The sequence below is a fragment of the Acidovorax sp. Root219 genome, assembly GCF_001428665.1.
GTDB lineage: Bacteria > Pseudomonadota > Gammaproteobacteria > Burkholderiales > Burkholderiaceae_C > Acidovorax.
On sequence record NZ_LMIJ01000013.1, the window covers coordinates 160,487 to 182,900 of the forward strand.

The 22,414-nt window shown below is 66.6% G+C and carries 21 protein-coding genes; 5 read left to right on the forward strand and 16 right to left on the reverse strand.

Annotation, left to right across the window (positions count from 1 at the left end):
- Positions 1–32: 32 nt before the first annotated feature.
- The 7 genes from ASE28_RS15855 to ASE28_RS15885 form a co-directional block, all read right to left on the reverse strand.
- Positions 33–827, reverse strand: a complete 795-nt coding sequence (locus ASE28_RS15855) for a DUF72 domain-containing protein (protein ID WP_057202888.1) — start codon at positions 825–827, stop codon at positions 33–35.
- Positions 821–1,612, reverse strand: a complete 792-nt coding sequence (locus ASE28_RS15860; RefSeq protein WP_057267447.1) for a triacylglycerol lipase — start codon at positions 1,610–1,612, stop codon at positions 821–823. The genes ASE28_RS15855 and ASE28_RS15860 overlap by 7 nt, the downstream gene beginning before the upstream one ends.
- Before the next feature lie 103 nt (positions 1,613–1,715).
- Positions 1,716–2,348 carry a response regulator transcription factor gene (locus ASE28_RS15865; RefSeq protein WP_057202890.1) on the reverse strand — a complete coding sequence of 211 codons (633 nt, stop codon included), beginning with the start codon at positions 2,346–2,348 and terminating at the stop codon, positions 1,716–1,718.
- 43 nt (positions 2,349–2,391) lie between these two features.
- Complete coding sequence (ligD, locus tag ASE28_RS15870; protein WP_235516138.1) at positions 2,392–4,938, reverse strand: DNA ligase D; 2,547 nt, start codon at positions 4,936–4,938, stop codon at positions 2,392–2,394.
- A 33-nt stretch (positions 4,939–4,971) separates the two neighbouring features.
- The gene (locus tag ASE28_RS15875) at positions 4,972–5,976 is read right to left on the reverse strand and encodes a Ku protein (RefSeq protein WP_057267449.1); all 1,005 of its coding nucleotides are present in this window, start codon (positions 5,974–5,976) and stop codon (positions 4,972–4,974) included.
- 11 nt (positions 5,977–5,987) lie between these two features.
- Entirely contained in the window at positions 5,988–6,167 is a 180-nt protein-coding gene (locus ASE28_RS15880) for a DUF3606 domain-containing protein (protein ID WP_057202893.1), read from the reverse strand.
- Positions 6,168–6,273: 106 nt separating this feature from the next.
- Complete coding sequence (locus ASE28_RS15885) at positions 6,274–6,696, reverse strand: hypothetical protein (protein WP_057267450.1); 423 nt, start codon at positions 6,694–6,696, stop codon at positions 6,274–6,276.
- Positions 6,697–6,890: 194 nt separating this feature from the next.
- Here ASE28_RS15885 and kaiC point away from each other — a divergent pair, with 194 nt between their 5' ends.
- Genes kaiC through ASE28_RS15905 form a run of 4 tightly spaced genes read left to right on the forward strand, consistent with a single transcriptional unit; the run spans position 6,891 to position 11,639 of the window.
- Entirely contained in the window at positions 6,891–8,657 is a 1,767-nt protein-coding gene (gene kaiC, locus ASE28_RS15890) for a circadian clock protein KaiC (protein ID WP_057267451.1), read from the forward strand.
- A gap of 5 nt (positions 8,658–8,662) precedes the next feature.
- The gene (locus tag ASE28_RS15895) at positions 8,663–8,989 is read left to right on the forward strand and encodes a circadian clock KaiB family protein (protein ID WP_057267475.1); all 327 of its coding nucleotides are present in this window, start codon (positions 8,663–8,665) and stop codon (positions 8,987–8,989) included.
- Between the two features lie 5 nt (positions 8,990–8,994).
- Entirely contained in the window at positions 8,995–9,333 is a 339-nt protein-coding gene (locus ASE28_RS15900) for a circadian clock KaiB family protein (RefSeq protein WP_057267452.1), read from the forward strand.
- Positions 9,330–11,639, forward strand: coding sequence for an ATP-binding protein (locus tag ASE28_RS15905; protein WP_057267453.1), 2,310 nt, complete (start codon positions 9,330–9,332; stop codon positions 11,637–11,639). Before ASE28_RS15900 ends, ASE28_RS15905 begins: the two co-directional genes overlap by 4 nt.
- Before the next feature lie 66 nt (positions 11,640–11,705).
- Here ASE28_RS15905 and ASE28_RS15910 read toward each other — a convergent pair whose 3' ends face one another.
- The 9 genes from ASE28_RS15910 to ASE28_RS15950 all read right to left on the reverse strand — a co-directional run bounded on the left by ASE28_RS15910 (position 11,706) and on the right by ASE28_RS15950 (position 21,708).
- The gene (locus tag ASE28_RS15910; RefSeq protein WP_057267454.1) at positions 11,706–11,954 is read right to left on the reverse strand and encodes a hypothetical protein; all 249 of its coding nucleotides are present in this window, start codon (positions 11,952–11,954) and stop codon (positions 11,706–11,708) included.
- Positions 11,955–12,064: 110 nt separating this feature from the next.
- On the reverse strand, positions 12,065–14,014 hold the full coding sequence (locus ASE28_RS15915) for a response regulator (RefSeq protein WP_057267455.1): 1,950 nt from the start codon (positions 14,012–14,014) through the stop codon (positions 12,065–12,067).
- 3 nt (positions 14,015–14,017) lie between these two features.
- On the reverse strand, positions 14,018–14,881 hold the full coding sequence (locus ASE28_RS15920) for a sensor histidine kinase KdpD (protein WP_057267456.1): 864 nt from the start codon (positions 14,879–14,881) through the stop codon (positions 14,018–14,020).
- The gene (locus ASE28_RS15925; protein WP_057267457.1) at positions 14,878–15,882 is read right to left on the reverse strand and encodes an ATP-binding protein; all 1,005 of its coding nucleotides are present in this window, start codon (positions 15,880–15,882) and stop codon (positions 14,878–14,880) included. Before ASE28_RS15925 ends, ASE28_RS15920 begins: the two co-directional genes overlap by 4 nt.
- The gene (locus ASE28_RS15930; protein WP_057267458.1) at positions 15,873–16,277 is read right to left on the reverse strand and encodes an anti-sigma regulatory factor; all 405 of its coding nucleotides are present in this window, start codon (positions 16,275–16,277) and stop codon (positions 15,873–15,875) included. The genes ASE28_RS15925 and ASE28_RS15930 overlap by 10 nt, the downstream gene beginning before the upstream one ends.
- Positions 16,267–16,641: an STAS domain-containing protein gene (locus tag ASE28_RS15935; protein WP_057267459.1), complete on the reverse strand. Its 375-nt coding sequence runs from the start codon at positions 16,639–16,641 to the stop codon at positions 16,267–16,269. Before ASE28_RS15935 ends, ASE28_RS15930 begins: the two co-directional genes overlap by 11 nt.
- A gap of 16 nt (positions 16,642–16,657) precedes the next feature.
- Entirely contained in the window at positions 16,658–17,509 is an 852-nt protein-coding gene (locus ASE28_RS15940; protein WP_057267460.1) for an STAS domain-containing protein, read from the reverse strand.
- Positions 17,510–17,679: 170 nt separating this feature from the next.
- Positions 17,680–20,508, reverse strand: coding sequence for a hybrid sensor histidine kinase/response regulator (locus tag ASE28_RS15945; RefSeq protein WP_057267461.1), 2,829 nt, complete (start codon positions 20,506–20,508; stop codon positions 17,680–17,682).
- Between the two features lie 114 nt (positions 20,509–20,622).
- Positions 20,623–21,708 carry a sensor domain-containing diguanylate cyclase gene (locus ASE28_RS15950; protein ID WP_057267462.1) on the reverse strand — a complete coding sequence of 362 codons (1,086 nt, stop codon included), beginning with the start codon at positions 21,706–21,708 and terminating at the stop codon, positions 20,623–20,625.
- A 181-nt stretch (positions 21,709–21,889) separates the two neighbouring features.
- Here ASE28_RS15950 and ASE28_RS15955 point away from each other — a divergent pair, with 181 nt between their 5' ends.
- Positions 21,890–22,309 (forward strand): BLUF domain-containing protein, encoded by a 420-nt coding sequence (locus ASE28_RS15955; RefSeq protein ID WP_057202908.1) that lies wholly within the window; start codon positions 21,890–21,892, stop codon positions 22,307–22,309.
- Positions 22,310–22,414: the final 105 nt, after the last annotated feature.

The following is a 22,414-nucleotide window of genomic DNA, read 5'->3' on the forward strand; positions in this document are numbered from 1 at the left end:
AGCCCCGCTGTCCCTCGCCAGCCAAACTGGATTCAGCCCCGCACCGCCCCGTGCAGATCGAGTGCGTTGTCCGTCGCGGCGCCGCGCGCCGTGTTGTCGAAGATGCACCACACGCTGCACGCCTCGCGCGCTGCTGTCTGCAGCCGCAACGCCAGGGCGTTGATCAGCGCGGCGTCGTAGGCCGAGTAGTACACGCGGGGCGAGCCGTGCAGCCGGCAATAGACCAGCCCGGGCCAGCCGCCGGGTGCCCGCCCACGGTCGTGCAGCACCGGGTCGGCCAGTACGCGGGCGACCCGCCAGTGGGCCAGCAGTGCATCCCCTTCGGCCGTGAACCAGCTGGCATGGCGCGGTTCGACGGCAATGCCGCCCCCGGCATGCCGGCGCCGCAGGCTGCCCAGGAACGCATCGGCCACCGCAATGTCGAGCGACAGGCTGGGCGGCAGCTGGACCAGCAGGCAGCCCAGGCGGGTACCCAGGCCCTCCGCCTGGTCCAGAAAGGCCTGCAGCAAGGGCTCGGTGTCCTTCAGGCGCGCCGTGTGCGTGATGCTGCGCGGCAGCTTGGCGCAAAAGCGGAACGCGGGCGGCGTGGCCGCAGCCCAGCGTTCGTACGTGCTGCGCTGGTGCGACCGGTAGAACGACGAGTTGATCTCGACAGCCGGCAGGTGCTGTGCATAGCGCTCCAGATGGGAGCCAGCAGGGCCTGCCGAGGCAAACCGGTGCTGACTGGCACGCGGCAGGCCCCAGCCCGCGGTGCCGATCATCAGGGGTGCAACGGCGGTGTCGCTCGGATGTGCAGGGCTGTGGGCCACCCCTGCGGGCGTCAGCATGGGGCGGCAGACGCTCGCATGCCCTGCGAGCCGGCGCCGCTGTGTGCGTAGGGGCGCCATGCATGCAATGGCTGGGCCAAGCGGTCCGCCACCACCCTCAGCACGGCTGGGTTCCAGGGCATGCCGCAATGGCTGCCCTCGATTTCGATGGATTCGGCGCGTCCGGCTCGCTTCATGTCTCTGCATGCCTGCCAGGCGACCACGCCATCGGTCCTGCTGTAGATTGACGTGGTAGGCACTGGCGGGGCCGTGCGCAGCTTTCCAATCATTTTGGAGTCGGCTGGGGGCGTGCTGCCATTGAGCAGGCGGTACACCAGTCCCACGTTGGTGTGTTCGGCGGCGCCCGCAACCGGCGTCCCGATGGTGATTACCTGGCGCACGCGTGAGCGCAGGCGCTTGGCCACTTCGCGCGCATAGATGCCACCCAGGCTCCAGCCAATCAGGCTGATGGGCGCGGCATGGCCGGCGGTTCGCGCTTGCACGTCCTGCGCCAGCGTGTCGAGCCAGGCATCGATCTCACCCTTGGGGCCGGTATTGAGCCCCTGCCCCCAGTCGAAACAGCGGTAACCCAGGCGCTCGCAGAACGAACGCAGGGGCCGCGTCACCAGCCCATTGGTGGCCAGACCGGGAAACACGACGACGGCATGCCGATCACCCTGGGGCAAGGCGGCTTCGCGCATCACCTGGTGCTGCGCAAACTCCCATCCGGCGCGCACGGGCTCCAGCGCCAGCAGTGCGTACGAAGGGGGGCGAATGGGCGAGTTCGATGGCGATCTGCTGGGCATGGAGGGCTCCGATAAGGCTGGCCTCCATGGTGCCGTCACGGGCTCTGGCGCCGTGCAGCACTTCGCCCCAAGCTCGGGTCGGCGCTGTCTTACGCGCTCCAGCCTACTGGATCAGGTTGTTCTTGAGCGCGTAGTAGGTCAGGTCGCTGTTGGAGTCGAGGTGCAGCTTTTCCATCAGGCGGGTGCGGTAGGTGCTCACGGTCTTTACGCTCAGCGACAGGTCTTCGGCGATGTCGCCGACGTTGGCGCCCTGGGCCAGCTTGAGGAACACCTGGAACTCGCGCTCCGACAGGTGTTCGTGCGGTGGCCGCTCACCCGGCCGGTTGAGCTGCTGGGCCAGCAGCTCGGCCACGGTGGGCGTGAGGTAGCGCTTGCCCAGCGCGATGACGCGGATCGCCTCGACAATGTCGGCGGGCTTGCAATCCTTGTTGAGGTAGCCGCTGGCCCCCTGGCGGATGAGGTTGATGGCGTAGTGCTCCTCGGGGTAGCCGCTGAGGATGAGGATGCCCATGTCCGGCGCCTTGGCGCGCAGCATGGACATGGCATCGAGCCCGCTCTGCCCGGGCATGGCCAGGTCCATCACCAGGACGTCGATGTCATGCTCTCGAATGAGGTCGATGGCCTCGCGCCCGTTGGAGGCTTCGCCCTCCACCCGCAGATCCACATGGTCGGCCAGGAACTGGCGCAGGCCTGCACGAACAATTTTGTGGTCATCCACGATGCCGATCTTGATCATTGCGTCTTCTTCTTTGGTTAATGAAAAACTGGTGTAAGTACCGTCAATTCCTGGCCGCATCCTTGGGCACATACGCCAGCAGGCGCATCGCCCCCGACAGGGACACAGCCGCCGCCGCATAGCCGTCCCAGGGGGCATTGCCCTGGCGCAGGCGCTCGCCCACGGTGCGCACCGTCCAGTGCGCGCCGCTGGTGAGCTGGCCCAGTTCGGACCAGGCCACCGGCACCGAGATGCCCATGCGCTCGCGCGAGCGCGCGGACCAGGCACTCACCGTGGTGGCCCCGCGCCCGTTGCGCAGGTAGTCCACAAAGATCTTGCCCACCCGGTTGCGCGGGCCGCTCTTGGCGACGAAGCGCGCCGGGATGGTGTCAGCCAAGTGCTGCACCACGGCCTGCGAGAAGCCCTTGACCGCGTCCCAGCCCTGCAGCCGCTTGAGCGGCACGACCACATGCAGGCCCTTGCCACCGCTGGTCTTGAGGAAGGCCGGCAGGTGCAGCTCCTGCAGCATCACCTGCACCAGTTGGGCCGCCTCCAGCACGTTGTCCCACGGCACGCCATCGCCCGGGTCGAGGTCGAAGGTCATGCGGTCGGGCCGTTCGATGCGGTCCTTGCGCGCGTTCCAGGTGTGGAACTCCAGCACGTTCATCTGCGCGGCCGACAGCAGGCCCTCGGGTTTGGCCACCTCGAGCAGCGGCGCATGGCCTGCGTCGAGCGCGGGGTCGAGCAGCGTGACGCCGTCCATGGCCCCCTTGTCCAGGTGCTTCTGGAAGAACAGCTCGCCGCCCACGCCATCGGGCGCGCGAACCAGCGAGACGGGCCGGCCCTTGAGGTGCTCCATCATCAGCGGGGCCACGGTGGCGTAGTAGCGCACCAGTTCGATCTTGGTGATACCGGTGGAGGGGTCGATTACACGGTCGGGATGCGAGATGCGCAGCGAGTCGGGCAGTGCCTCGGAAGCCTTGGCCACACCAGCCTTGCGGGCCGGTTTCTTCTTTTTGTCGATGGCTTCCATGGCCTGCGGCTTCTCCTGCACGATGGCCCGCGCCGGCTTGTCCGCGCGCAGGCCGTGGAATACGGAGTGCCGGATGCGCCCTTCCTTGGTCCACTCGGCAAACGACACCTCGGCAATCAGGCGCGGCTTGACCCAGTGGGCCTTTCTGCCGATGGCGGTCCCCTCGGGGAACGGGCTCTTGGCGGTGGTCAGCGCGGTGAGTTTGGTGTGCAGCTCCTGCAGCGTGCGTTCGGTGAAACCCGTGCCCACATTGCCCGCGTAGCGCAGCGCACCATCGTCGCCATGCACGCCGAGCAGCAGCGAGCCGATGCCGGTGCGCGAGCCTTGCGGGTCGGTGTAGCCGCAGACCACGAACTCCTGGCGATGGCTGCACTTGAGCTTGATCCAGTCGGCATTGCGCCGGGAGGCATAGGCCGCCGACTTGCGCTTGCCGATCACGCCCTCGAAGCCCAGGTGGCAGGCCGAAGACACGAGGTCGGAAGGTTTGGCCTCGAAGCTTTCGCTGAAGCGCACGCGGTCGTTGGCCCCCTGCGCCACCAGGGCGCGCAGCATTTCGCGGCGCTCCACCACGGGCAGGCCACGCAGGTCGTGCCCATCGGCATAGGGCAGGTCGAACGCGTAGTACACCAGGTCCTTGGCCACGCTGGCGTCAAAGGCGTTCTGCAGGGCCTGGAAGTCGGGCGTGCCATGGGCATCAATGGCTACCACCTCGCCGTCGAGCCAGCCGGACTGCATCGGCAACTCGCCGATGGCCTTGACCAGCTGGGGCATGCGGTGCGTCCAGTCGTTGCCATTGCGCGTGAACAGGCGCACCGAGCGGTTGTGCACCCGGGCCAGCAGGCGGTAGCCGTCGAACTTGAGCTCCCAAAGCCAGTCCGTGGTGTCCGCTGGCGGCTTGTCCACCAGCGTGGCCAGCTGCGGTGCCAGGGTGTCGGGCAGCGGCACCTTGGCCAGCTTGGCGGCTTTGGCCTGCACCACGGCGCCACGGGCAACGCCTGCGGGCCGGGGCGGCGCCAGGGGCGCCAGCGAGGCCACGCTGTCGGGCATCTCCTCGACCACGCTGAACTCGGCTGCCGGCCGCTCGAAATCGTCGTGCTCCTTGATCAGCAGCCACGGGGGCTGCCGTTCATCGCTTTTGCCACCCTTGCCGTGCATGCGCACCAGCGTCCAGTGGCCCTTGAGCTTGTGGCCATGCAGTTCGAACTTGAGCTTGCCCTTGCGGTAGCCCTCGGCCGCATCGCCCAAGGGCACCCAGTAGCCCCGGTCCCAGACGATGACCTTGCCGGCGCCGTACTGCTTGGGGGGTATCTGGCCCTCGAACGTGTTGTACGAGATGGGGTGGTCTTCCACCTGAACGGCCATGCGCTTGTCGGACGGGTCCAGGCTCGGGCCCTTGGGCACGGCCCAGCTCTTCATGCTGCCGTCGAGCTCCAGGCGCAGGTCGTAGTGCAGGCGGCTGGCCCAGTGCTTCTGGATCACGTACTGCAGCGCCTCCCCACCCGGCGCCCCGCCATCGGCTGGCTCGGGCGTGATGGCAAAGTTGCGCTTTTGCTTGTACAGGGCAAGGGAGTCGGCCATGGGGTGGTCTTTCGCCATCTCTTTCGCCATACGTCAGGCCGCCCGGCGCGCCAGGGTCTTCTTGGCGAGCGCCTTCTTCGCCGGGGCCTTGGCGGCGGCCTTTTTTGCAGGCAGCTTCTTCGCCGCAGTCTTCTTCGCTGCGGGCAAGGGCGTGACCGATGCCGGCTTGCCCTTGGCCTGTACCGCAGTTGCCTTGCCGCCCTTGCCCTCCAGGCTGCGCTTGAGCAGCGCGGTCAGGTCCAGCACGTCGGCGCCGGCCGGGGCGGTTTCCTTGCCACTGTCGACCTTGACCACGGCAGCGGTTTCGCCCGAGGCCACCTTGGTCTCCACGAGCTTGTGGATCTCCTGCGCGAAGGAATTGCGAAAGCTGTCGGCATCCCAGGCCTGCGTCATGTCCTCGATGAGTTGCAGCGCCATGTCCATTTCGGCCGGCTTGATGCCGGCGGCCTTGGCGTCGAGGGGAGGCAGGTTCAGCTGCTCGAACGAACGTATCTCGCCACCCCAGCGCAGCAGGTTCAGCACCAGCGCGCGCCCACAGGGGATCAGCACCGCCAGGTGCTGCTTGGACTGGATGACCACCTTGGCCACGCCCACCTTGTTGCTTTGGCGCAGGGCCTCGCGCAGCAGCGCATAGACCTTCTCGCCGCGCTTGAGCGGGGCCGTGTAGTAGGGCCGCTCCAGGTAGACGAAGGGAATCTCGTCGGCATCGAGAAAGGTCTCGATCTCGATGGTCTGCGTGACCTTGGGGAAGGCGGCAGCGATCTCTTCGGGCGTGAGCACTACATAGTGCCCGTCCTCGTATTCGATGCCCTTGACGATGTCGGCCGTGGCGATCTCCTTGCCCGTGACCTTGTTCACGCGCTTGTAGCCCACGGGCTCCATGGAGCGCTTGTCGAGCCAGTCGAAGTCGATGCCCGAGCTCGCCGTGGCCGAGTACAGCCCCACGGGAATGTGCACCAGTCCAAAGCTGATGGCCCCCTTCCACATCGTGCGGGTGGAAGTCGGTGCCTTGCCTGCGTCCTCTTTGTCCTGGGCCATCGCAATGCCCCTCAGCGGGCGTGGCTCAGGTACTCGCGCACCTTGTCGGCCGAGGAGCCGACGGCCGCCACGGCCTCGCGCAGCTGCGCCTCGGTAACGCCCAGGCTGTTGGTCCAGTCGCGCACTTCGTAGTGCTCCGCGAGGCTGATGAAATGGCGGTCTTGGGCGGTCTTGCTGTGGTCGTCGCTCATGGCGTGGTTCCTTCTCAGAGGGTGCTCTGGAAATTACCACCCGCCTCGGGACGGCCTTGTAGGACAGCAGCCGATCCACCCCCCGGCGAAATGCCCGGCCTGGGCGTCAGGGGGTCTGCAGACGTATGTTCAGGTGCGGTCCGGCAGTCAGGTCGAAGACATCGGCCCGGGCCAGATCGGGGCAGTGGTGGAACTGCGCGTCGACGAAGTCCGCCGTGAGCTGGCTGGCAACGGCTTCGAGCAAAGCCTGGACAGTGGCCAGCCCGCCGCCCGCGACTCCGCTGCCCTCCAGCGTATAGCTGTAGCGGCCCTGCCGGTGCGTGACGAGAGCCAAAGCGATCAGGTGGCCCTCGGTATCGCCCGCGTAGACACGGCCTCCAGGGAAAAAGAGGGTGTAGCAGCGCACTTTCTGCAGCTGGTCCTGACCGGGAGGGTGGGTGATGGTGACCTCCGAAGAGATGGGCGGATGGCAAATCAGCGTTGGCTGCCACGGCAGCTGGCTTGGCAAATTCTGCAGCCTGAACCGCATGCGCGCAAGAGTCAGGGCCCGCCCGCGCAGCGCAATCCGGCCGTGTCCTACAGAGCCATGCCTGTGGATTTCCTACGATGTTTACGTCCGGTCACGTTCGCCGTGGCCTGTGCCTGCAGGGACATTGCAGGTCCCAGTACCGGAGGGTTTCCATTGCAGCCCACTCCATCCCATCTACTCTTGATCGCGCACCGATGGCAGCCACCAGAAACAAGAAGAATGCTCCTGCTGAAACGTCTGCAGGCATCGCGAAGTCGCCCACCGGCATTGCAGGCCTCGATGAGATCACCGAAGGTGGACTGCCCGCAGGCCGCCCTACCCTGGTGTGCGGCGCCGCCGGCTGCGGCAAGACCATGCTGGCGGCGGAGTTCCTCGTCAAGGGCGCCACGGAGTATGCAGAGCCTGGCGTCTTCATGATGTTCGAAGAGTCGACCGAGGAGCTGGTCGAGAACATGCGCTCGCTGGGCTTCGACCTTGACCAGTTGCAGCGGCAAAAGAAGCTGGCGCTGGACTTCGTGCGCGTGGAGCGCAGCGAGATCGAGGAGACCGGCGAATACGATCTGGAGGGCCTGTTCATCCGCCTGGGCTACGCCATCGATTCGATCGGTGCCAAGCGCGTGGTGCTGGACACCGTGGAGGCATTGTTTGCCGGCGTGCCCAACCACGCCATCCTGCGCGCCGAGTTGCGCCGCCTGTTCCGCTGGCTCAAGGACAAGGGCGTCACGGCCATCATCACCGCCGAGCGCGGCGAGAGCGCCTTCACCCGCTATGGGCTGGAGGAGTACGTGGCCGACTGCGTGATATTGCTGGACCACCGCATCGAAGACCAGGTCTCCACCCGCCGCCTGCGCGTGGTGAAGTACCGCGGCTCGGCCCACGGCACCAACGAATACCCATTTTTGATCGGCAGGCACGGCATCTCTGTGCTGCCCATCACCTCGCTGGCATTGAACCACCAGGCATCGCGCGAGCGCATGTCCACGGGCATCGGCGGGCTCGATGAAATGCTGGGTGGCCAGGGGATCTACCGTGGCAGCAGCCTGCTGGTGTCGGGCGCGCCCGGCACGGGCAAGAGCAGCATGGCCGCCAGCTTCGTCGATGCGGCCTGCGCGCGCGGGGAGAAGGCCATCCTTTTCACCTACGAAGAGTCCGAGAGCCAGTTGCTGCGCAACATGGAGTCCATCGGCCTGAAGCTGCGCCGCTGGGTGGACAAGGGCCTGCTCAAGATCGAATCCACCCGCCCCACCCTGCAGGGGCTGGAGCAGCACCTGGCCCATGTGTACGACCTGGTGCGCGACTTCCATCCGCAAGTGGTGGCGGTGGACCCGATCAGCAACCTGACCGCGCAGAAAGATGATTCGGGCCTCAAGCTCACGCTGATGCGGCTCATCGACTTCCTCAAGACCGAGGGCACGACGGCGCTGCTCACCAGCCTCACGGTCGATGCGGCGCCCTTGCCGGTCGCCACGTCGGAAGTCGGCGTGTCTTCTCTCATGGACAGCTGGCTGTTGCTGGCCAATGTGGCCGTCAACGGCGAGCGCACGCGCACGCTGCAGGTGCTCAAGTCGCGCGGCATGCCGCACTCCAACCAGGTGCGCGAATTCGTCTTCTCCGACACGGGCGTGGACCTGGTGGACGTGTACCTCTATGGCGACCAGGTGCTCACCGGCACCGCACGCGTCGCGCATGAGGCGCAGGTGCTGGCCGCCAACGACCTGCGCGGGCGCGACCACGAGCGCCGCCTGCGCGACCTGGCCAACCGCCGCAAGGCCCTGGACGCACAGATCGCGGCCTTGAACACAGAGGCACTGGAGCGGGCCGGCGAGGTGGAGTTCGCCATCGAGCGCGAAACCATGGAGGCCCTGGGCGCGCAGGAGCGTGCCCGCAGCATTGCGGCCAAGCGCGGTACCGCCAGCACCGGCGGCAAGGCAGCGTCCCAACCCGCGTCGCTCAAAGGATGATCGATATGGCAACCCCCTCCACCCTGCGCGAAAGGCCCACCGCCGAACCGCTCAAACCCGAGTGGCAGCTCAGGCTCTACGTGGCCGGCTCCACCCCCCGCTCCAATGCCGCGCTGGACAACCTCAAGCGCCTGTGCGAGACGCATCTGGCCGGGCGCTACAGCATCGAAGTCGTGGATCTGCTGCTCAACCCGCAACTGGCGGCGGGCGACCAGATCCTGGCCGTACCCACCCTGGTGCGCAAGTTCCCCGAGCCGATCCGCAAGATCATCGGCGACCTGTCGAACGAGGAACGTGTACTCGTCGGGCTCGATGTGAAGCCCCTCGTTTGAACCCCATGGCACGCACCGAAACCCGCCATGCCCAGCACGAACAGCCCGCCGAGGTTTCGCAGCCCAACGACTACCGGCTCTACGTGAGCATGGCCTCGCCGATCTCGCTGCGTGCCATCGCCAACGCGCGCCGCATTCTGCAGGAGGCCTATCCCGGCACGCACCTGCTCACGGTGCTGAACATCGCCGAACATGTGGATCTGGCGCGTGCCGACCAGATCATCGTCTCGCCCACCTTGCTGCGCCTGGCGCCGCTGCCGCAGCGCCGCTTCATCGGCGACCTGTCGGACCTGAACCGGCTGCGCAGGGCCTTCGGCATACTGCCGGCGCAGGGGGCCGCATGACAGCGGACGGATTCGACCCCACCCCGGGCCTGGTTGGCGAGGCCGCCCTTGCTGCCGAGAACGCCTCGCTCAGGCTAAGGCTGCAGGAGCTGGAAGAAACGCTGCATGCCATCCACACCGGCGATGTGGATGCGCTTGTCGTCAACAACGCCATCTACACGCTGGAGAGCGCGCACGCGGCCACCGACCAGCTGCGTCAGGACGTGCTGGGCCAGATGGAGGACGCCGTCTTCGCCTTCGACCAGGATGGGCTGGTGATGTACATCAATGCCGCCGCAGAGCGGCTCTATGGCGTGCGGTCCTCCGATGTGCTGGGCCAGCCCCGGCAGTTCATCTTTACCGAGATGCCTGGCATGGGCGAGCCGGATGTGCCATCTGCCGCCCCTGGGGCGCTGGCCACCCTGGGCACCCTGCACCGCCTGAACGATGGCCGGCTGATCGATGTGGAGGCCGTGGTTTCGCCCCTGCTCGGCCCGCTGGGCCGGCCCCTGGGTTCGCTGGCCGTGGTGCGCGACATCACCCAGCGCCGGCGCGCGGAGCACTGGCGCAACCTGCTGGCGCGCCTGCCTGAGCGGCTGCGCGAGGTGGGCGACCTGCCAGGCATGGCGCAGGAGGCTGCGCGCCTGCTGGGCGAGACACTGCGCCTGGCGCGCGTGTGCTACGGCACCATCGACGACACGGGCGAGCTGTGCACCATCGACCAGGACTGGTGCGTCCACGGCCTGGCCACGCTGGCTGGCACCTGGCGCATGCACGACCTGGGCTCCTGCGCCGATGGTCTTTGGCACGGAGAACCCCTGGTGGTTGCCGACACCGGGGCGGACCCAGAACGCTACCCAGAAGGCACACTCGATACCCAGGGCGTGTGCGCCCTGCTGAGCGTGCCACTGATCGAGCAGGGCAAGCTCGTGGCCATCCTGTTCCTGCACCATGCGGACGCGCGCCACTGGACAGCCGATGAAATCGACTTCGTGCGCGAGTTTGCCGAGCGCATCCGCTCCGTCTGCGAACGGGTGCGCAGCGCCAATGCCCTGGCGCTCAGCGAGGCGCGGCTGCGCGATGTGAATGAAAACCTGGAAGCCACCGTGGCGGCGCGCACGGGCGAGCTGATGGCGGTGGAAGAGGCACTGCGCCAGTCGCAGAAGATGGAGGCCGTGGGCCAGCTCACGGGCGGCATTGCGCACGATTTCAACAACCTGCTGGGCGCTGTGAGCGCCAGCCTGCAGGTGCTCAAGGTGCGCATGCGCCAGGGCAAGCTCGACCAGGCCGAACGCTACATCGGCATGGGCCAGGACTCGGTCAAGCGCGCCGCAGCGCTGACCCAGCGCCTGCTGGCCTTTGCCCGGCGCCAGACACTGGACCCCAGGGCCACCGACCTCAACCGCCTGGTGGCAGGGCTCGAAGAACTGGTGCGCCGCACCGTGGGGCCGGACGTGCAGGTCGAGTGCACGGCCGCCGAGGGCCTGTGGACCACCCGGGTGGACCCCTCGCAGCTGGAAAACTCGCTGCTCAATCTGTGCATCAACGCGCGCGACGCCATGCTGCCCGGCGGCGGGCACCTGGCCATAGTCACCGCCAACATCGCGGCCACGGACAGCGTGCTGCGCAGCCTGGGCCTGCCTGCGGCAGACTATGTGTGCCTGTCCGTCACCGACACCGGTTCGGGCATGCCGGCCGAGCTGATCGAGCAGATCTTCGACCCCTTCTTCACCACCAAGCCCACCGGCCAGGGCACGGGCCTGGGCCTGTCGATGGTGTATGGCTTCGTGCGCCAGTCGGGCGGCCATGTGCGCGTGCAGTCCGAAGTGGGCGTGGGCACCACCATGCGACTGTACCTGCCGCGCCATGATGGCCAGGTGCTGGAAGACGCGGCCGATGGGCCTGCCGACACCGTGCAGCAGGGCGAGGGCGAGACCCTTCTGGTGGTGGAGGACGAAAGCACCATCCGCACGCTGACAGTGGAGGTGCTCAAGGATGCCGGCTACGTGGTGGTCGAGGCCCACGACGGCCCGAGCGCCCTGCGCACCCTGGCATCCATGCGCCGCGTGGACCTGCTGATCACCGACGTAGGCCTGCCCGGCGGCCTCAACGGCCGCCAGGTGGCAGACGCAGCCCGCCAGGACCGGCCCGAATTGAAAGTGCTGTTCATCACCGGCTTTGCCCAGAACGCTGCCGTGGGCAACGGCCTGCTCGATGCGGGGATGGAGGTCATGACAAAGCCCTTCGAGCTCACGGCCCTGGCCCGGAAGGTGCGCGACATGATGGACGGGCAGACCGACCGCACGCGGCCCGCCGCTCCCCCATAAGCGCCTGCACAGCTGCAGGCCTTTGTGCCTGGGAATGCCACGGCCATGCAAAGCATGGCTGCGCCATCACTCGGACGAATCGGAAGGCCCGGCCTTTGCCACCGATGTGGCGCGGGCCGCCTGGGCCTGCACCTCGGTGGCCTGGTCGCGCCAAAAACCAGGGTCCATGCTGTTGGCCAGCACCATGGCCAGCACTACCAGGGCCCCCGCCACTTCGGCGTACAGCAGGCCACGGCTCTCCCATGGCGAAACGGGCTGTGGGAACTCGCCGGCAGGGCGGCGTGCAGGGTTGGCGGGCGGGGGCTGGGTGGTCACGGCATGCTCCTTGGGGTGGGTAGCTGAAAATAAGCCACGCCACGCTCCGGGCTTGTCAGACGGCATCCCCAAGCGATGTGGTGCACGCAAAAACCAGCCGGCACTGCCTCTCAGGCCAGCGCCTGGAGCAACAGATGCGGCTGCAAAGGCTTTCCCATGTGCTGGTCGAAACCAGCGGCCAGTGCGCGATCACGGTCCTGTGGGCGTGCAAAGGCCGTGAGTGCAATGGCGCGCAGGCGTGGATGGCCCGCAGCAGCCTCCATCTCCCGGACCTTGGCGATCAGGTCATGGCCGTCGCGGCCGGGCAGACCAATGTCGCTCACGAACAGGTCGGGCCAGGCCTTGTCGAACTGGGCGATGGCAGTCTCGTAGCTGTCTGCGACGCGCACGAGCGCACCTTCGTCGGACAGCACGATGCTCAGCATTTCGCTGGTGTCGGCGTTGTCGTCCACCACCAGGATGTCCTTGCCCTGGAGCAGACGGACTTCCCTGGTGTGGGGAAATGCTTGCTCACCTTCGCTGGCTGCGCTTGGCTCCTCATAGGCCACCATCAGGCGGGCGGTCATCGAGGTGCCTTTGCCAGTGCCTTCGCTGAACGCTGAAATGCTGCCTTGGTGCAGTTCCACCAGGTGCTTCACGATGGAAAGGCCCAGACCCAGTCCGCCATGCGCCCGGTTGCCGGGGGTACCGCTTTGCGTGAAGCGCTCGAACAGGAAGGGCAGAAATCCGTCGGGAATGCCCACTCCATGGTCCTTGACGACCAGCGTCAGCACATCACCGTCGCGCAATAGCCGCAGGTCGACCGCGCCCCCCGTCTCGGAGAACTTGATCGCATTGGTCACCAGGTTCCACACGATCTGCTGGAACCGCGTCACATCCAGCCATGCAGGCTCGTCGGTGTCGTCGGCCTGTACCGACAGCACAATGCCCTTGGCCTGGGCGAGATCGCGCAGGGCATCCAGCGAAACGCGCGTCAGTTCCATCGGGTGGGCCCACTCGCGGTGCAGGCGCAGCTTGCCGGACGCGATGCGGGAGACATCCAGAATGTCGGAAATGATGCGCCCCTGCGCCTTGGCCCCACGCTCTATGGAGTCGATGCCGCGCTTGAGCATGTCGGCACTGCAGTTGGGGCGCTTGAGCATGTGCACCCAGCCGGTGATCAGCGTGAGGGGGGTGCGCAATTCGTGCGACAGCACGGCCACGAAATCATCCTTGGTGCGGCTGTGCCGCTCGGCCAGCACGCGCGCGGCCTGTTCGCGCTCCAGGAGTTCCTCGCGGCGCCGTTCGAAATCGATCCGTTCGGACAGGTCGGATGCAATGCCGATGCGCACGCCGGGCTCCACGTGGCTGGACATGCTCCAGTCCAGCAGCATCTGCTGCCCATCGCCCCGCACCATCGGAAACTCGCCCTTCCAGGCGATGTCTTCGGAGCTCTCCAAACGGGCTTTCACGAAGTCTTTCCAGGCTTCGGGCACCAGCTCGGCCACCGCCATTCCGATCAGCTCGCCCCGTGGCCTCTGAATCAGCGCTTCGGCGGCGGGATTCACATCCGCAAAGCAACCCGCGGAGTCGATCAGCATCATGGCCACAGGCGCCTGCCCGTAGATGGCACGGAACCGGCTTTCGCTGCGCCGCAGCTCTTCTTCGGCGGTGCGCGCCCGTATCAAGGCCTGCAGGGTAGCCACCATCAGGGGCGGCTCGGCCGGGTGCACCATGTAGGCGTCGGCCCCCGCATTCAGGCCGGCCACCTTGTGCTCGCTCTTCACATAGGTGGCGGACAGATGGATGATCGGGGTCAGCGCCGTGCGCATGTCCGCACGCAAGACCCGGCAGACGTCGAAGCCGTCCATGTCCGGCAGATTCACGTCCAGAACCACTGCCGATATGTTCTGCTTGGCCGCTTCAATGGCTGCGCCCCCCGTGGCAACCTCATGGGTTTGAAAACCCGCAGCACGGATGACACGCGCAGTGGAGTAGCGCGTGACGGGGTTGTCATCCACCACCAGCACCGTGTGCAGGCTGCGGTCAAGGGTGGGCAAAATCATTCCAGAATTAGGCATGGCTCACACAGCGGCAGTGGCTTGCGCCGGCAGCAACTGCGCGGGCACGATGACCGAAAAGACGGAGCCTTCGCCCACGACGCTTGTCACCTCGATGGATCCGCCCAGCAGGGAGGCCAGCTGTTTGGAAAGCGCCAGGCCCAACCCGGTGCCGCGCAGCCGCTTTTGGATGGGTGCATCCACCTGGGTGAAGTCATTGAAAAGGGCCGAAATATGCTCCTGCGCGATGCCGATGCCGGTGTCGGAAACGGAAAAGCGGACCATGTCGCCCGCCTCGCGGACCGCAGAGACCCGCACTTCACCGCGCGCCGTGAACTTGAGGGCGTTGGAGATGAAATTGCGCAGGATCTGCGACAGCTTGCGGTCATCGGTGTACAGCCGGGGCAGGCCTTCTGCCTCCTCGAATACCAGGCTCAACTCATCATTGTCCAGGATGGGCTTGAACATGCCCCGCAACGCGGTGAACAGGTCCATCATCTCGAACCACTCGGGGGAGATGTCCACCCGGCCGGCTTCGATCTTGGCCAGGTCCAGCAGGTCGTCCACCATGTTGGAAAACTCCTGGCAGGTCATCTGGATGAACTCCACCTGGCGCTCCTGCTCCGGGGTGAGCGGGCCATCCACGTGATCGAGCAAAAGCCGGGCAATGCTGAGCGTCGCCCCGATGGGCGTTCGGAACTCATGGCTCATGTACGAAAGAAAGCGGCTCTTGAGCTGGGTGGCATGCTTGAGTTGCTCGGCCTGCTCATCGAGCTCGGCGTAGAGCGCCACCACCCCCCGGTTGGTCTCCTCCAGTTCGGCGCGCAGCGCCTGAACTTCGGCGCGGCATTGCTCCAGCTCAGCCTGGGTCGCTTCGCTCACGGTCATTCTCCCTGTTTCACCACGACCACGGTGGCGTCGTCACGGCCCCGTGTGTGCTGCCAAAGCAATGCGGCTGCAATCAACGCGGGATCGCGCTGCAGCAGCGGCACCAGGCTATCGGCTTTCCACCTCGACGCGATGCCATCGCTGTGCACCACCGTCACGGCGTGGGCGGGTACTTCAATGCTGGCCACGTCCGGACTGCGGACCTGCACCCCCACGGTGCCATGCTGCGTCATCAGGGACTTGTCGGACACCCCCGAAATGACACGCCCCATGACATTGCCAGCGCCGGCGTACTGCAGGCTGGACGCAGCGTCCATCTGCAGGACGAGCAGCGCTGCCCCGCGCGTGGCCTGCAACCCGGCATGCGCAGCCTTCAACAGGGCCTGCAGGGAGGCAAAAGGGTTGCTCTCAAACACGTCCAGCGCAGCGTTGGCCGCCACCGCAGCATGGGGTCCATGGCCCAGGCCATCTGCGACCACCAGAGACACCCTGCCGCCGTCGAAGGCAGCAGCCCAGGCATCGCCGCAAACCGTTTCCCCCGGGGCTGCCAGGCTCACCGCACCCAGCCTGGGCGGTGCCAATGGCCCCTGCGCAGCAGGCCGAACGCGCGCCAGGCACAAGGTCCCCTCGCCGCTCGAATGGATGCTGAAATCGTTGGCCAGGCGGCGTATGGCCCCCAGGCCCGTGCCCGGGGACCCGGAGCCGGTGGACACCCCGTCCTGGATGGCGCGCTGTACGTCGGCGATGCCAGGGCCCCTGTCCAGCGCGATGACCTCCACCTCCAGCGCTGCGTTCTTGATGGCGATCCACAACTCGCCCTGCACGGCATGGCGCAGCAGGTTGGTGCCCAGTTCGGTCACGACCAGCGACAGGCGCCCCGCGTCCACTTCGGACCAGTCCCAGTCCTGCACCGCACGGGCGCAATAGCGCCTGGCCTCCCCCACACAGCTCGCATCCGTGATCTGGAAAGGGCGGTGGATCCAGCTGCGGATCACTTCCATTTGGTGATGCTCACGCGCGTTCCACGCCCAGGGGCGGAGTCGATCTCGAAATCACCGACCAGCCGTTTGCTGCCGGGCAGGCCCAGACCCATGCCAGAACCCGAGGTCCAGCCATCGGTCATGGCCAGCTTCAAATCCGCGATGCCGGGGCCCTCGTCTTCAAAATGCAAGACCAGGCCCATGCGCAGCCCGACTTGCAGCACCTCCCAGCGCATGCGCCCTCCTCCGCCGTGGATGAGGGTGTTGCGCGAAAGCTCACTGGCCGCAGTGATCATCTTGGTCTGCTCGACCAGCGACAGTTTCAGGAGCTGGCACAGCGCACGCACCGTCTGGCGACTGGCCACGACGTGCTGCTCGGACGCAAGCGGAAGGGTCCCGACGCGTTCAACCGACAAGGCCGCTCTCCTCGCGAGCCCGGCGCAGCACTTCCAGCCCGCGCTCCACATTGAGCGCGGTCTTCACGCCGTCCAGCGACAGGCCCAGCTCCACCAGGGTGATGGCCACGGCAGGCTGCATGCCCACGACCACGGTGGTGGCCGACAGGATGCGTGCAATGCCGGAAATGCTGGCCAGCATGCGGCCCACGAAGGAGTCCACAATCTCCAGCGCCGAGATGTCGATCATCACGCCGCTGGCGCCCGTCTTGGCGATGCGTTCGGCCAGGTCGTCCTGCAGGGCCAGCGCAGTCTGGTCGAGCATGTCCACCTGGATCGTGACCAGGAGGGTGGAGCCCATGCGCAAGATTGGTATGCGTTCCATAGCTGTTGCTGCTGGCTCAGGCTTGGCGCGTCACGCGCCAACCGGTGCGCTGCAGTGCCAGCGACAGGGCGTCGGCCAGGCTGGCCTTGGTGGTGATGCCCTGCAGGTCGATGCCCAGGTGCACGATGGTCTGCGCGATCTGGGGCCGGATGCCGCTGATGATGCAGTCTGCGCCCATCAGGCGAATGGCCGTCACGGTCTTGAGCAGATGCTGGGCCACCAGGGTGTCCACCGTCGGCACACCGGTGATGTCGATGATCGCCAGCTCGGAGCCCGTCTCCACGATCTTTTGCAGCAAAGTCTCCATGACGATCTGGGTGCGGTTGCTGTCCAGGGTACCGATCATCGGTACCGCCAGCACCCCGTCCCACAGTTTGACGACGGGGGTGGACAGCTCCAGCAGCTCTTCCTGCTGGCGGTTGATGATCTCCTCGCGGGCGTGCTGGAACGTGGTGGCCGTGAACTGCGCCATGCTGTCCACCAGCTTGGTCAGGCCCCAGAACGCAGCCATCAGCTGCGCACTGTCACCCCCCGCCTCCCATGTCTGCAGCCCATCGAGCAAAGGCTTCTTCAGCGCCAGAACGAACACGCTGGTGTCACCCGCCGTCTGCCCTTGCGCCGCACGCGAGCGCGACAGGGCAGAAAGCACCTGCTGCAGCGGCAACCAGCGGGGGTCGCGGAAGGACCCGGCGTCGGCCCCTGCCTGCAAGGAAGCGCCAAACGCAGCGACCACCTCCGTGGCGTCTGCCGTGGCGGACTTCGCCAGGTCGGGGTTGCTGGTGCGGGCCTCGGCGATCCAGTCCTGTATCAGTACCGCACTGTGGGGGGCTTGTAGTGCGTCAAGGATGTACGTGGTCAGGTTATTCATGAAGTCGCTTGGATCCGTGTGCGCGAGGCCTGGATGCCCCCTGCGTGAGTTGTCGTAAAAATTTGTAGCACCAGGGTACAGCCTAAACAGGGCCAGCACGCGACCCGAATGGGGTTTGCGGCGCTGTCCTACGCGCACTGGCACCAAAACAACCCTGGGCGGGCCGCAATTCACCCCTCGGGATGCGCACGGCTGCCCAGCATTTGCCTGAGCTTGCGCGCCAGGTCTTCGCGTGCGTAGGGTTTGCTCAGCAACGCCACTCCGGCATCGAGCCGCCCACCATGGACGATGGAGTTCTCGGTGTAGCCCGAGGTGAACAGTACCTCGATGTTCGGCTGCACCAGCCGTGCCTTGCGCGCCAGATCGGGGCTGCGCAGGGGGCCGGGCATGACCACGTCGGTGAACAGCAGGTCGATCTGGACGCCGCTCTCCACCACCGCCAGGGCGCTTTGCGCATCGGGCGCCTTGAGGACCTTGTAGCCCATGTCGGTGAGCAGCTCGACCACGGTTTCGCGCACCTGGGCGTCGTCTTCCACCACCAGAATGGTTTCGCTGCCGCCTTCGGCCTCCACCAGCGGCAGGGGGCCGCTGGAAAGTTCTGCTTCGACCGACCGGGGCAGGTAGAGCTTGACGGTGGTGCCGTGGCCCACCTCGCTGTAGATCTTGATGTGGCCACCGCTTTGCTTGACGAAGCCATACACCATCGACAGGCCCAGCCCGGTGCCATGGCCTTCGGGCTTGGTGGTGAAGAAGGGCTCGAAGACCTTCTGCACGATGTCCTCGCTCATGCCGCAACCGGTGTCGGACACGGCGATCATCACGTACTGGCCTGCCGTGACTTCGCCGTGGGTCAGCGCATAGATGTCGTCCAGGCTGGCGTTGCCGGCCTCGATGGTCAGGCGGCCATGGCCCTGCATGGCGTCGCGGGCGTTGATGGCCAGGTTGAGCAGCGTGTTCTCCAGAAAGCTGCTGTCGGCCAGGGTGTTCCACAGGCCGCCTGCCACCACCGTCTCCAGCTCGATCGCTTCGCCCAGGGCACGGCGCAGCATGTCGTTGAGGTCGCGCAGCAAGCGCCCCACGTTGAGCACCACGGGCGACAGCGGCTGCTTGCGCGCGAAGGCCAGCAGGTGCGATGCCAGCTTGGCGCCGCGCGCCACGCCATCGAGCGCGCCGTTGATGCGGCGCAGCGCGGCCTCGTCCTTGGCCAGGGTCTTGCGCAGCAGGTGCAGGTTGCCCGAGATGATCTGCAGCACGTTGTTGAAGTCGTGGGCCACGCCCCCGGTGAGCTGCCCCACGCTTTCCATCTTCTGCGACTGGTGCAGCGCGGCCTCGGTGCGGCGCAGCGCCTCTTCGGCAGCGCGGTCGTCGGTCACGTCGCGGCCCACGGCAAGGATCACGCCGGCCTCCGGCACGGCGGTCCACATCAGCACGCGGTAACTGCCATCCTTGCACCGGTAGCGGTTGTCGAAGCGAAAGGTGGTCACCCCGCGCGCCAGGCCGCTCATCTCGTCGAGGGTGGCGGCCTGGTCATCGGGGTGCACCAGGTCCATGAAGCTGCGGCCCAGCAGTTCGCTGGCCTGCCAGCCCAGCAGGCGGGTCCACGCGGGGTTGACGGACAGCACCGTGGCTTCGAAATCGGCCACCAGCATCACGTCGGTGGACAGGCGCCACATGCGGTCGCGCTCGGCCGTGCGCTCGGCCACCTCGCGCTCCAGATTTTCGTTGAGGTGGGCCAGCGCCAGGGCGGCGGCCCGCTGTTCTTCGATGTCGGTGTTGGTGCCCACCCAGCGCACCACGCTGCCGCCTTCGTTGCGCAGCGGCACGGCACGCGCCAGGTGCCAGCGGTAGGTCCCATCGGCCCGGCGCAGTCGAAATTCCGATTCATAGCCCACGCCGCTGGCCAGTGCCTGGGCCCACTTCTCACCGGCCTGGGGCAGGTCGTCGGGGTGCACGATGCGGGTCCAGCCGGTGCCCAGCAGTGCGGCCGGCGGCAGCCCGCTGTACTCGGGCACCTTGTCATTGAGCCAGTCGAGCAGGCCGTCCGGCCCGGCCGCCCACACCTGGTTGGGCATGGCCTGCGCAAACACCTGGAACTGCGCCTCGCGGCGGCTGGCCTCTTCCTCGGCCAGAACCCGCGGCGTCACGTCGGAACCCTGCACGAAGATGCCAGCCACCCGGCCCTGCGCGTCGCGCAGCGGGTGGTACAGCACATCGATGTAGCGCCTTTCGTACGCGCCATCGGGTTGGCGCTGCAGCGTGGCGGGCAGCGCCGTGCCGAAGAACGGCTCGCCCGTGCCATACACCTGGTCAAGCAGTTCGAAGAAGCCCTGCCCTGCAATCTCCGGCAGGGCCTGGCGCACCGGCTTGCCCAGCACCTCGCGGTGGCCCACCAGTTGCATGTAGGCCGGGTTGGCCAGCTCGAACACATGGTCCGGCCCATGCAGCAGGGCCATGAAGCCCGGCGCCTGCTCGAACATGCTGCCCAGGCGCTCGCGCTCGCCCTGCACGCGCTTTTCGGCCGTGACCTTGGCCGTGGTCTCGGTAAGGATGGCCATCACACCCACGGGTTGGCCTTGCCCATCGGGGATAGGCGAATAATCCAGGTCCAGGTACACCTCTTCAGGCGCGCCGTTGCGGTGCAGCACGAGGAACTGGTCGCGAAAGCTCAGCGTGCCGCCCGCCAGGCATTCGGTGATCACCCGGTCGTTGAAAGCCTCGGCCTCGGGCCAGGCCTGGCGTGCGGGCATGCCCAGTATCTCTGGATGGCGTGCGCCGGCGATGACGGCATAGCCGTCGTTGTAGAGCAGGATGCCTTCGTGCCCCCACATCGTGGCCATGGGCACGGGCGATTGCAGCATCAGGTCCACCGCCACGCGGAGGGTGGGCGGCCAGGCATGCTCTGGCCCCAGTGCCGTGGCGGACCAGTCGAATCGGGCAAAGGCCTGGCGTACGGGGGTGATGGGCTCAACAGGCGTGGCAGGAGAGGGGGCGCTGTACATACACGGTAGGTTGCAAGGGGCCAAAAACGCACGCAGGTGCACGATGCCAAGGGCAGGTTCCAGGCGAAATCCTGGCAATCACCCAGAGAGAGACCCGCGGGATTCTCACATGGTTCAGGCCTGGGCCACCCTGTTTCGGCCCGCCTCTTTGGCCGAATACAGTGCCGCATCGGCGCGGGCATACAGGCTGCAGGCGGCTTCCCCGTCCTGCAGGGTGACTGCGCCGATGCTGATGGTCACGCCGCCGTGGGCCCCTGGCGTCTGGGCCACTGCAAGGCGCATGCGCTCGGCCACCTCGAAGGCGCCCTGCGCGCCCGTGTTCGGCAGCAGCACGGCGAACTCTTCCCCTCCCACACGGGCAACGATATCGATGACCCGGGCGCCCGCGCTCAGGACCTGCCCGATCATCTGCAGCACCTGGTCCCCGGCATCGTGGCCCAGGCGGTCGTTGATGCGCTTGAAGTAGTCCACGTCCAGCATCAGCAGGCTCAGCGGCGAACGGTGGCGCTCCACGATGGCCAGCTCCAGCGCCAGGCTGTGGTCGAACGCGCGCCGGTTGCGCAGGCCGGTGAGCGAGTCCGTCGTCGCCAGTTCGGCCAGGGCGCGGTTCAGTTCATCCACCCGCTGCAGTTGCTCCAGCAGGCGCCGGTTGAGCGCGTCCGATTCGCGCACGGCCCTGCGCAACTGGATTTCACGCAGGGCCGAATGCGCCAGCTCGGTCAGGACTTCGACGTCGGTCTCGGTCCATTGCCGGGGCTTGAAGTCCACCGCGCAGAAACTGCCCAGCACCTGCCCCTGGGCAGTCACGAGAGGAATGCCGGCATAGGCACGCACCCCCAGAGATTTGACGGTAGGAACATCGCAGAACACTGCCATTTGCGTGACATCGGCGAGCACCAGGGGCCCGTCAGACACCATGGCGTAGTGGCAAAACGAACGGCCCTCCAGCTGGCGCGTGGTGTTCAGCGGCTCGCCCAGGCCGAAGGCGCTTTTGTAGAAGTCCCGGCTCGAATCCACCAGCGACACGAAGGTGACGGGTGCCCCCGTGAGCTTGGCTGCCAGGCGGGTCAGCCGGTCAAAGCTCTCTTCGGGAGGGGTGTCCAGCAGGCCGGTGTCCCGGACCGCCGCGACACGGCCTGGGTCCGCCAATGCCGCCAGGATGCTGGCTTCGTCTGCGGGAACGGGAGACGGTGTTTCCATGGGATGCAGCACCTTTAAAAAGTGTGCAAACGTTACACGATCGTCCGAAGCGGCGCACGAGAGCGCGCAAAGCCCCTGAACACCCTGGCAAGCGTGCAATGGCGAGCGGATTCGCGGGGTATTCGGCCCACGCCCAACGGCGCAGTCCAGGCCTGACACACTCAGGTATTCGGAGGCAAACATGTTGATACAACTGATCTACGCGAGCCGCACCTCGCGCGTTCTGGGACCTGCAGATGTCAAGGACATCCTGGGCGCATCGCAGCGCAACAACACCCGCGCCGGCATCACGGGTGCGCTGTGCCTGAACAACGGCATCTTTCTGCAACTGCTCGAAGGCGACCGCGCTGCGGTGAACGCGCTGTACCACCGCCTGCTCAAGGATGGCCGCCACCGCGACACGGCGATCCTGGACCTGAGCGAAATCCCCTACCGCCGCTTCACGGGTTGGTCCATGGGGCTGATTGCATCGCTGGAAACCAACCGGCAGCTGTTTCTCAAATACTCGGGCACGGCGGATTTCGACCCCTACACCATGGGCACCGCGAGCCTGCGCAGCTTCTTTGAAGAGATCCTGCAGAACGTGCGCTGGCTGGAGTAGCTGGAGGGCCGTACGGCAGGGTAACGGACCGACCGAGAAGCCGAGGAGCGTGCGCGGCAGAAGGAGCATCGGCTGCAACGCCCGACAAACCGGTCTCGCCGGGTA

Bases quoted from the DNA above. Each gene is read 5' to 3' on its own strand.
- ligD (WP_235516138.1), bottom strand. From the start codon at position 4,938: ATGGCCGACTCCCTTGCCCTGTACAAGCAAAAGCGCAACTTTGCCATC.
- ASE28_RS15855 (WP_057202888.1), bottom strand. From the start codon at position 827: ATGCTGACGCCCGCAGGGGTGGCCCACAGCCCTGCACATCCGAGCGAC.
- ASE28_RS15860 (WP_057267447.1), bottom strand. From the start codon at position 1,612: ATGCCCAGCAGATCGCCATCGAACTCGCCCATTCGCCCCCCTTCGTAC.
- ASE28_RS15885 (WP_057267450.1), bottom strand. From the start codon at position 6,696: ATGCGGTTCAGGCTGCAGAATTTGCCAAGCCAGCTGCCGTGGCAGCCA.
- ASE28_RS15905 (WP_057267453.1), top strand. From the start codon at position 9,330: ATGACAGCGGACGGATTCGACCCCACCCCGGGCCTGGTTGGCGAGGCC.
- ASE28_RS15915 (WP_057267455.1), bottom strand. From the start codon at position 14,014: ATGCCTAATTCTGGAATGATTTTGCCCACCCTTGACCGCAGCCTGCAC.
- ASE28_RS15880 (WP_057202893.1), bottom strand. From the start codon at position 6,167: ATGAGCGACGACCACAGCAAGACCGCCCAAGACCGCCATTTCATCAGC.
- ASE28_RS15900 (WP_057267452.1), top strand. From the start codon at position 8,995: ATGGCACGCACCGAAACCCGCCATGCCCAGCACGAACAGCCCGCCGAG.
- ASE28_RS15950 (WP_057267462.1), bottom strand. From the start codon at position 21,708: ATGGAAACACCGTCTCCCGTTCCCGCAGACGAAGCCAGCATCCTGGCG.
- ASE28_RS15895 (WP_057267475.1), top strand. From the start codon at position 8,663: ATGGCAACCCCCTCCACCCTGCGCGAAAGGCCCACCGCCGAACCGCTC.
- kaiC (WP_057267451.1), top strand. From the start codon at position 6,891: ATGGCAGCCACCAGAAACAAGAAGAATGCTCCTGCTGAAACGTCTGCA.
- ASE28_RS15955 (WP_057202908.1), top strand. From the start codon at position 21,890: ATGTTGATACAACTGATCTACGCGAGCCGCACCTCGCGCGTTCTGGGA.
- ASE28_RS15940 (WP_057267460.1), bottom strand. From the start codon at position 17,509: ATGAATAACCTGACCACGTACATCCTTGACGCACTACAAGCCCCCCAC.
- ASE28_RS15925 (WP_057267457.1), bottom strand. From the start codon at position 15,882: ATGGAAGTGATCCGCAGCTGGATCCACCGCCCTTTCCAGATCACGGAT.
- ASE28_RS15935 (WP_057267459.1), bottom strand. From the start codon at position 16,641: ATGGAACGCATACCAATCTTGCGCATGGGCTCCACCCTCCTGGTCACG.
- ASE28_RS15865 (WP_057202890.1), bottom strand. From the start codon at position 2,348: ATGATCAAGATCGGCATCGTGGATGACCACAAAATTGTTCGTGCAGGC.
- ASE28_RS15875 (WP_057267449.1), bottom strand. From the start codon at position 5,976: ATGGCCCAGGACAAAGAGGACGCAGGCAAGGCACCGACTTCCACCCGC.
- ASE28_RS15945 (WP_057267461.1), bottom strand. From the start codon at position 20,508: ATGTACAGCGCCCCCTCTCCTGCCACGCCTGTTGAGCCCATCACCCCC.
- ASE28_RS15920 (WP_057267456.1), bottom strand. From the start codon at position 14,881: ATGACCGTGAGCGAAGCGACCCAGGCTGAGCTGGAGCAATGCCGCGCC.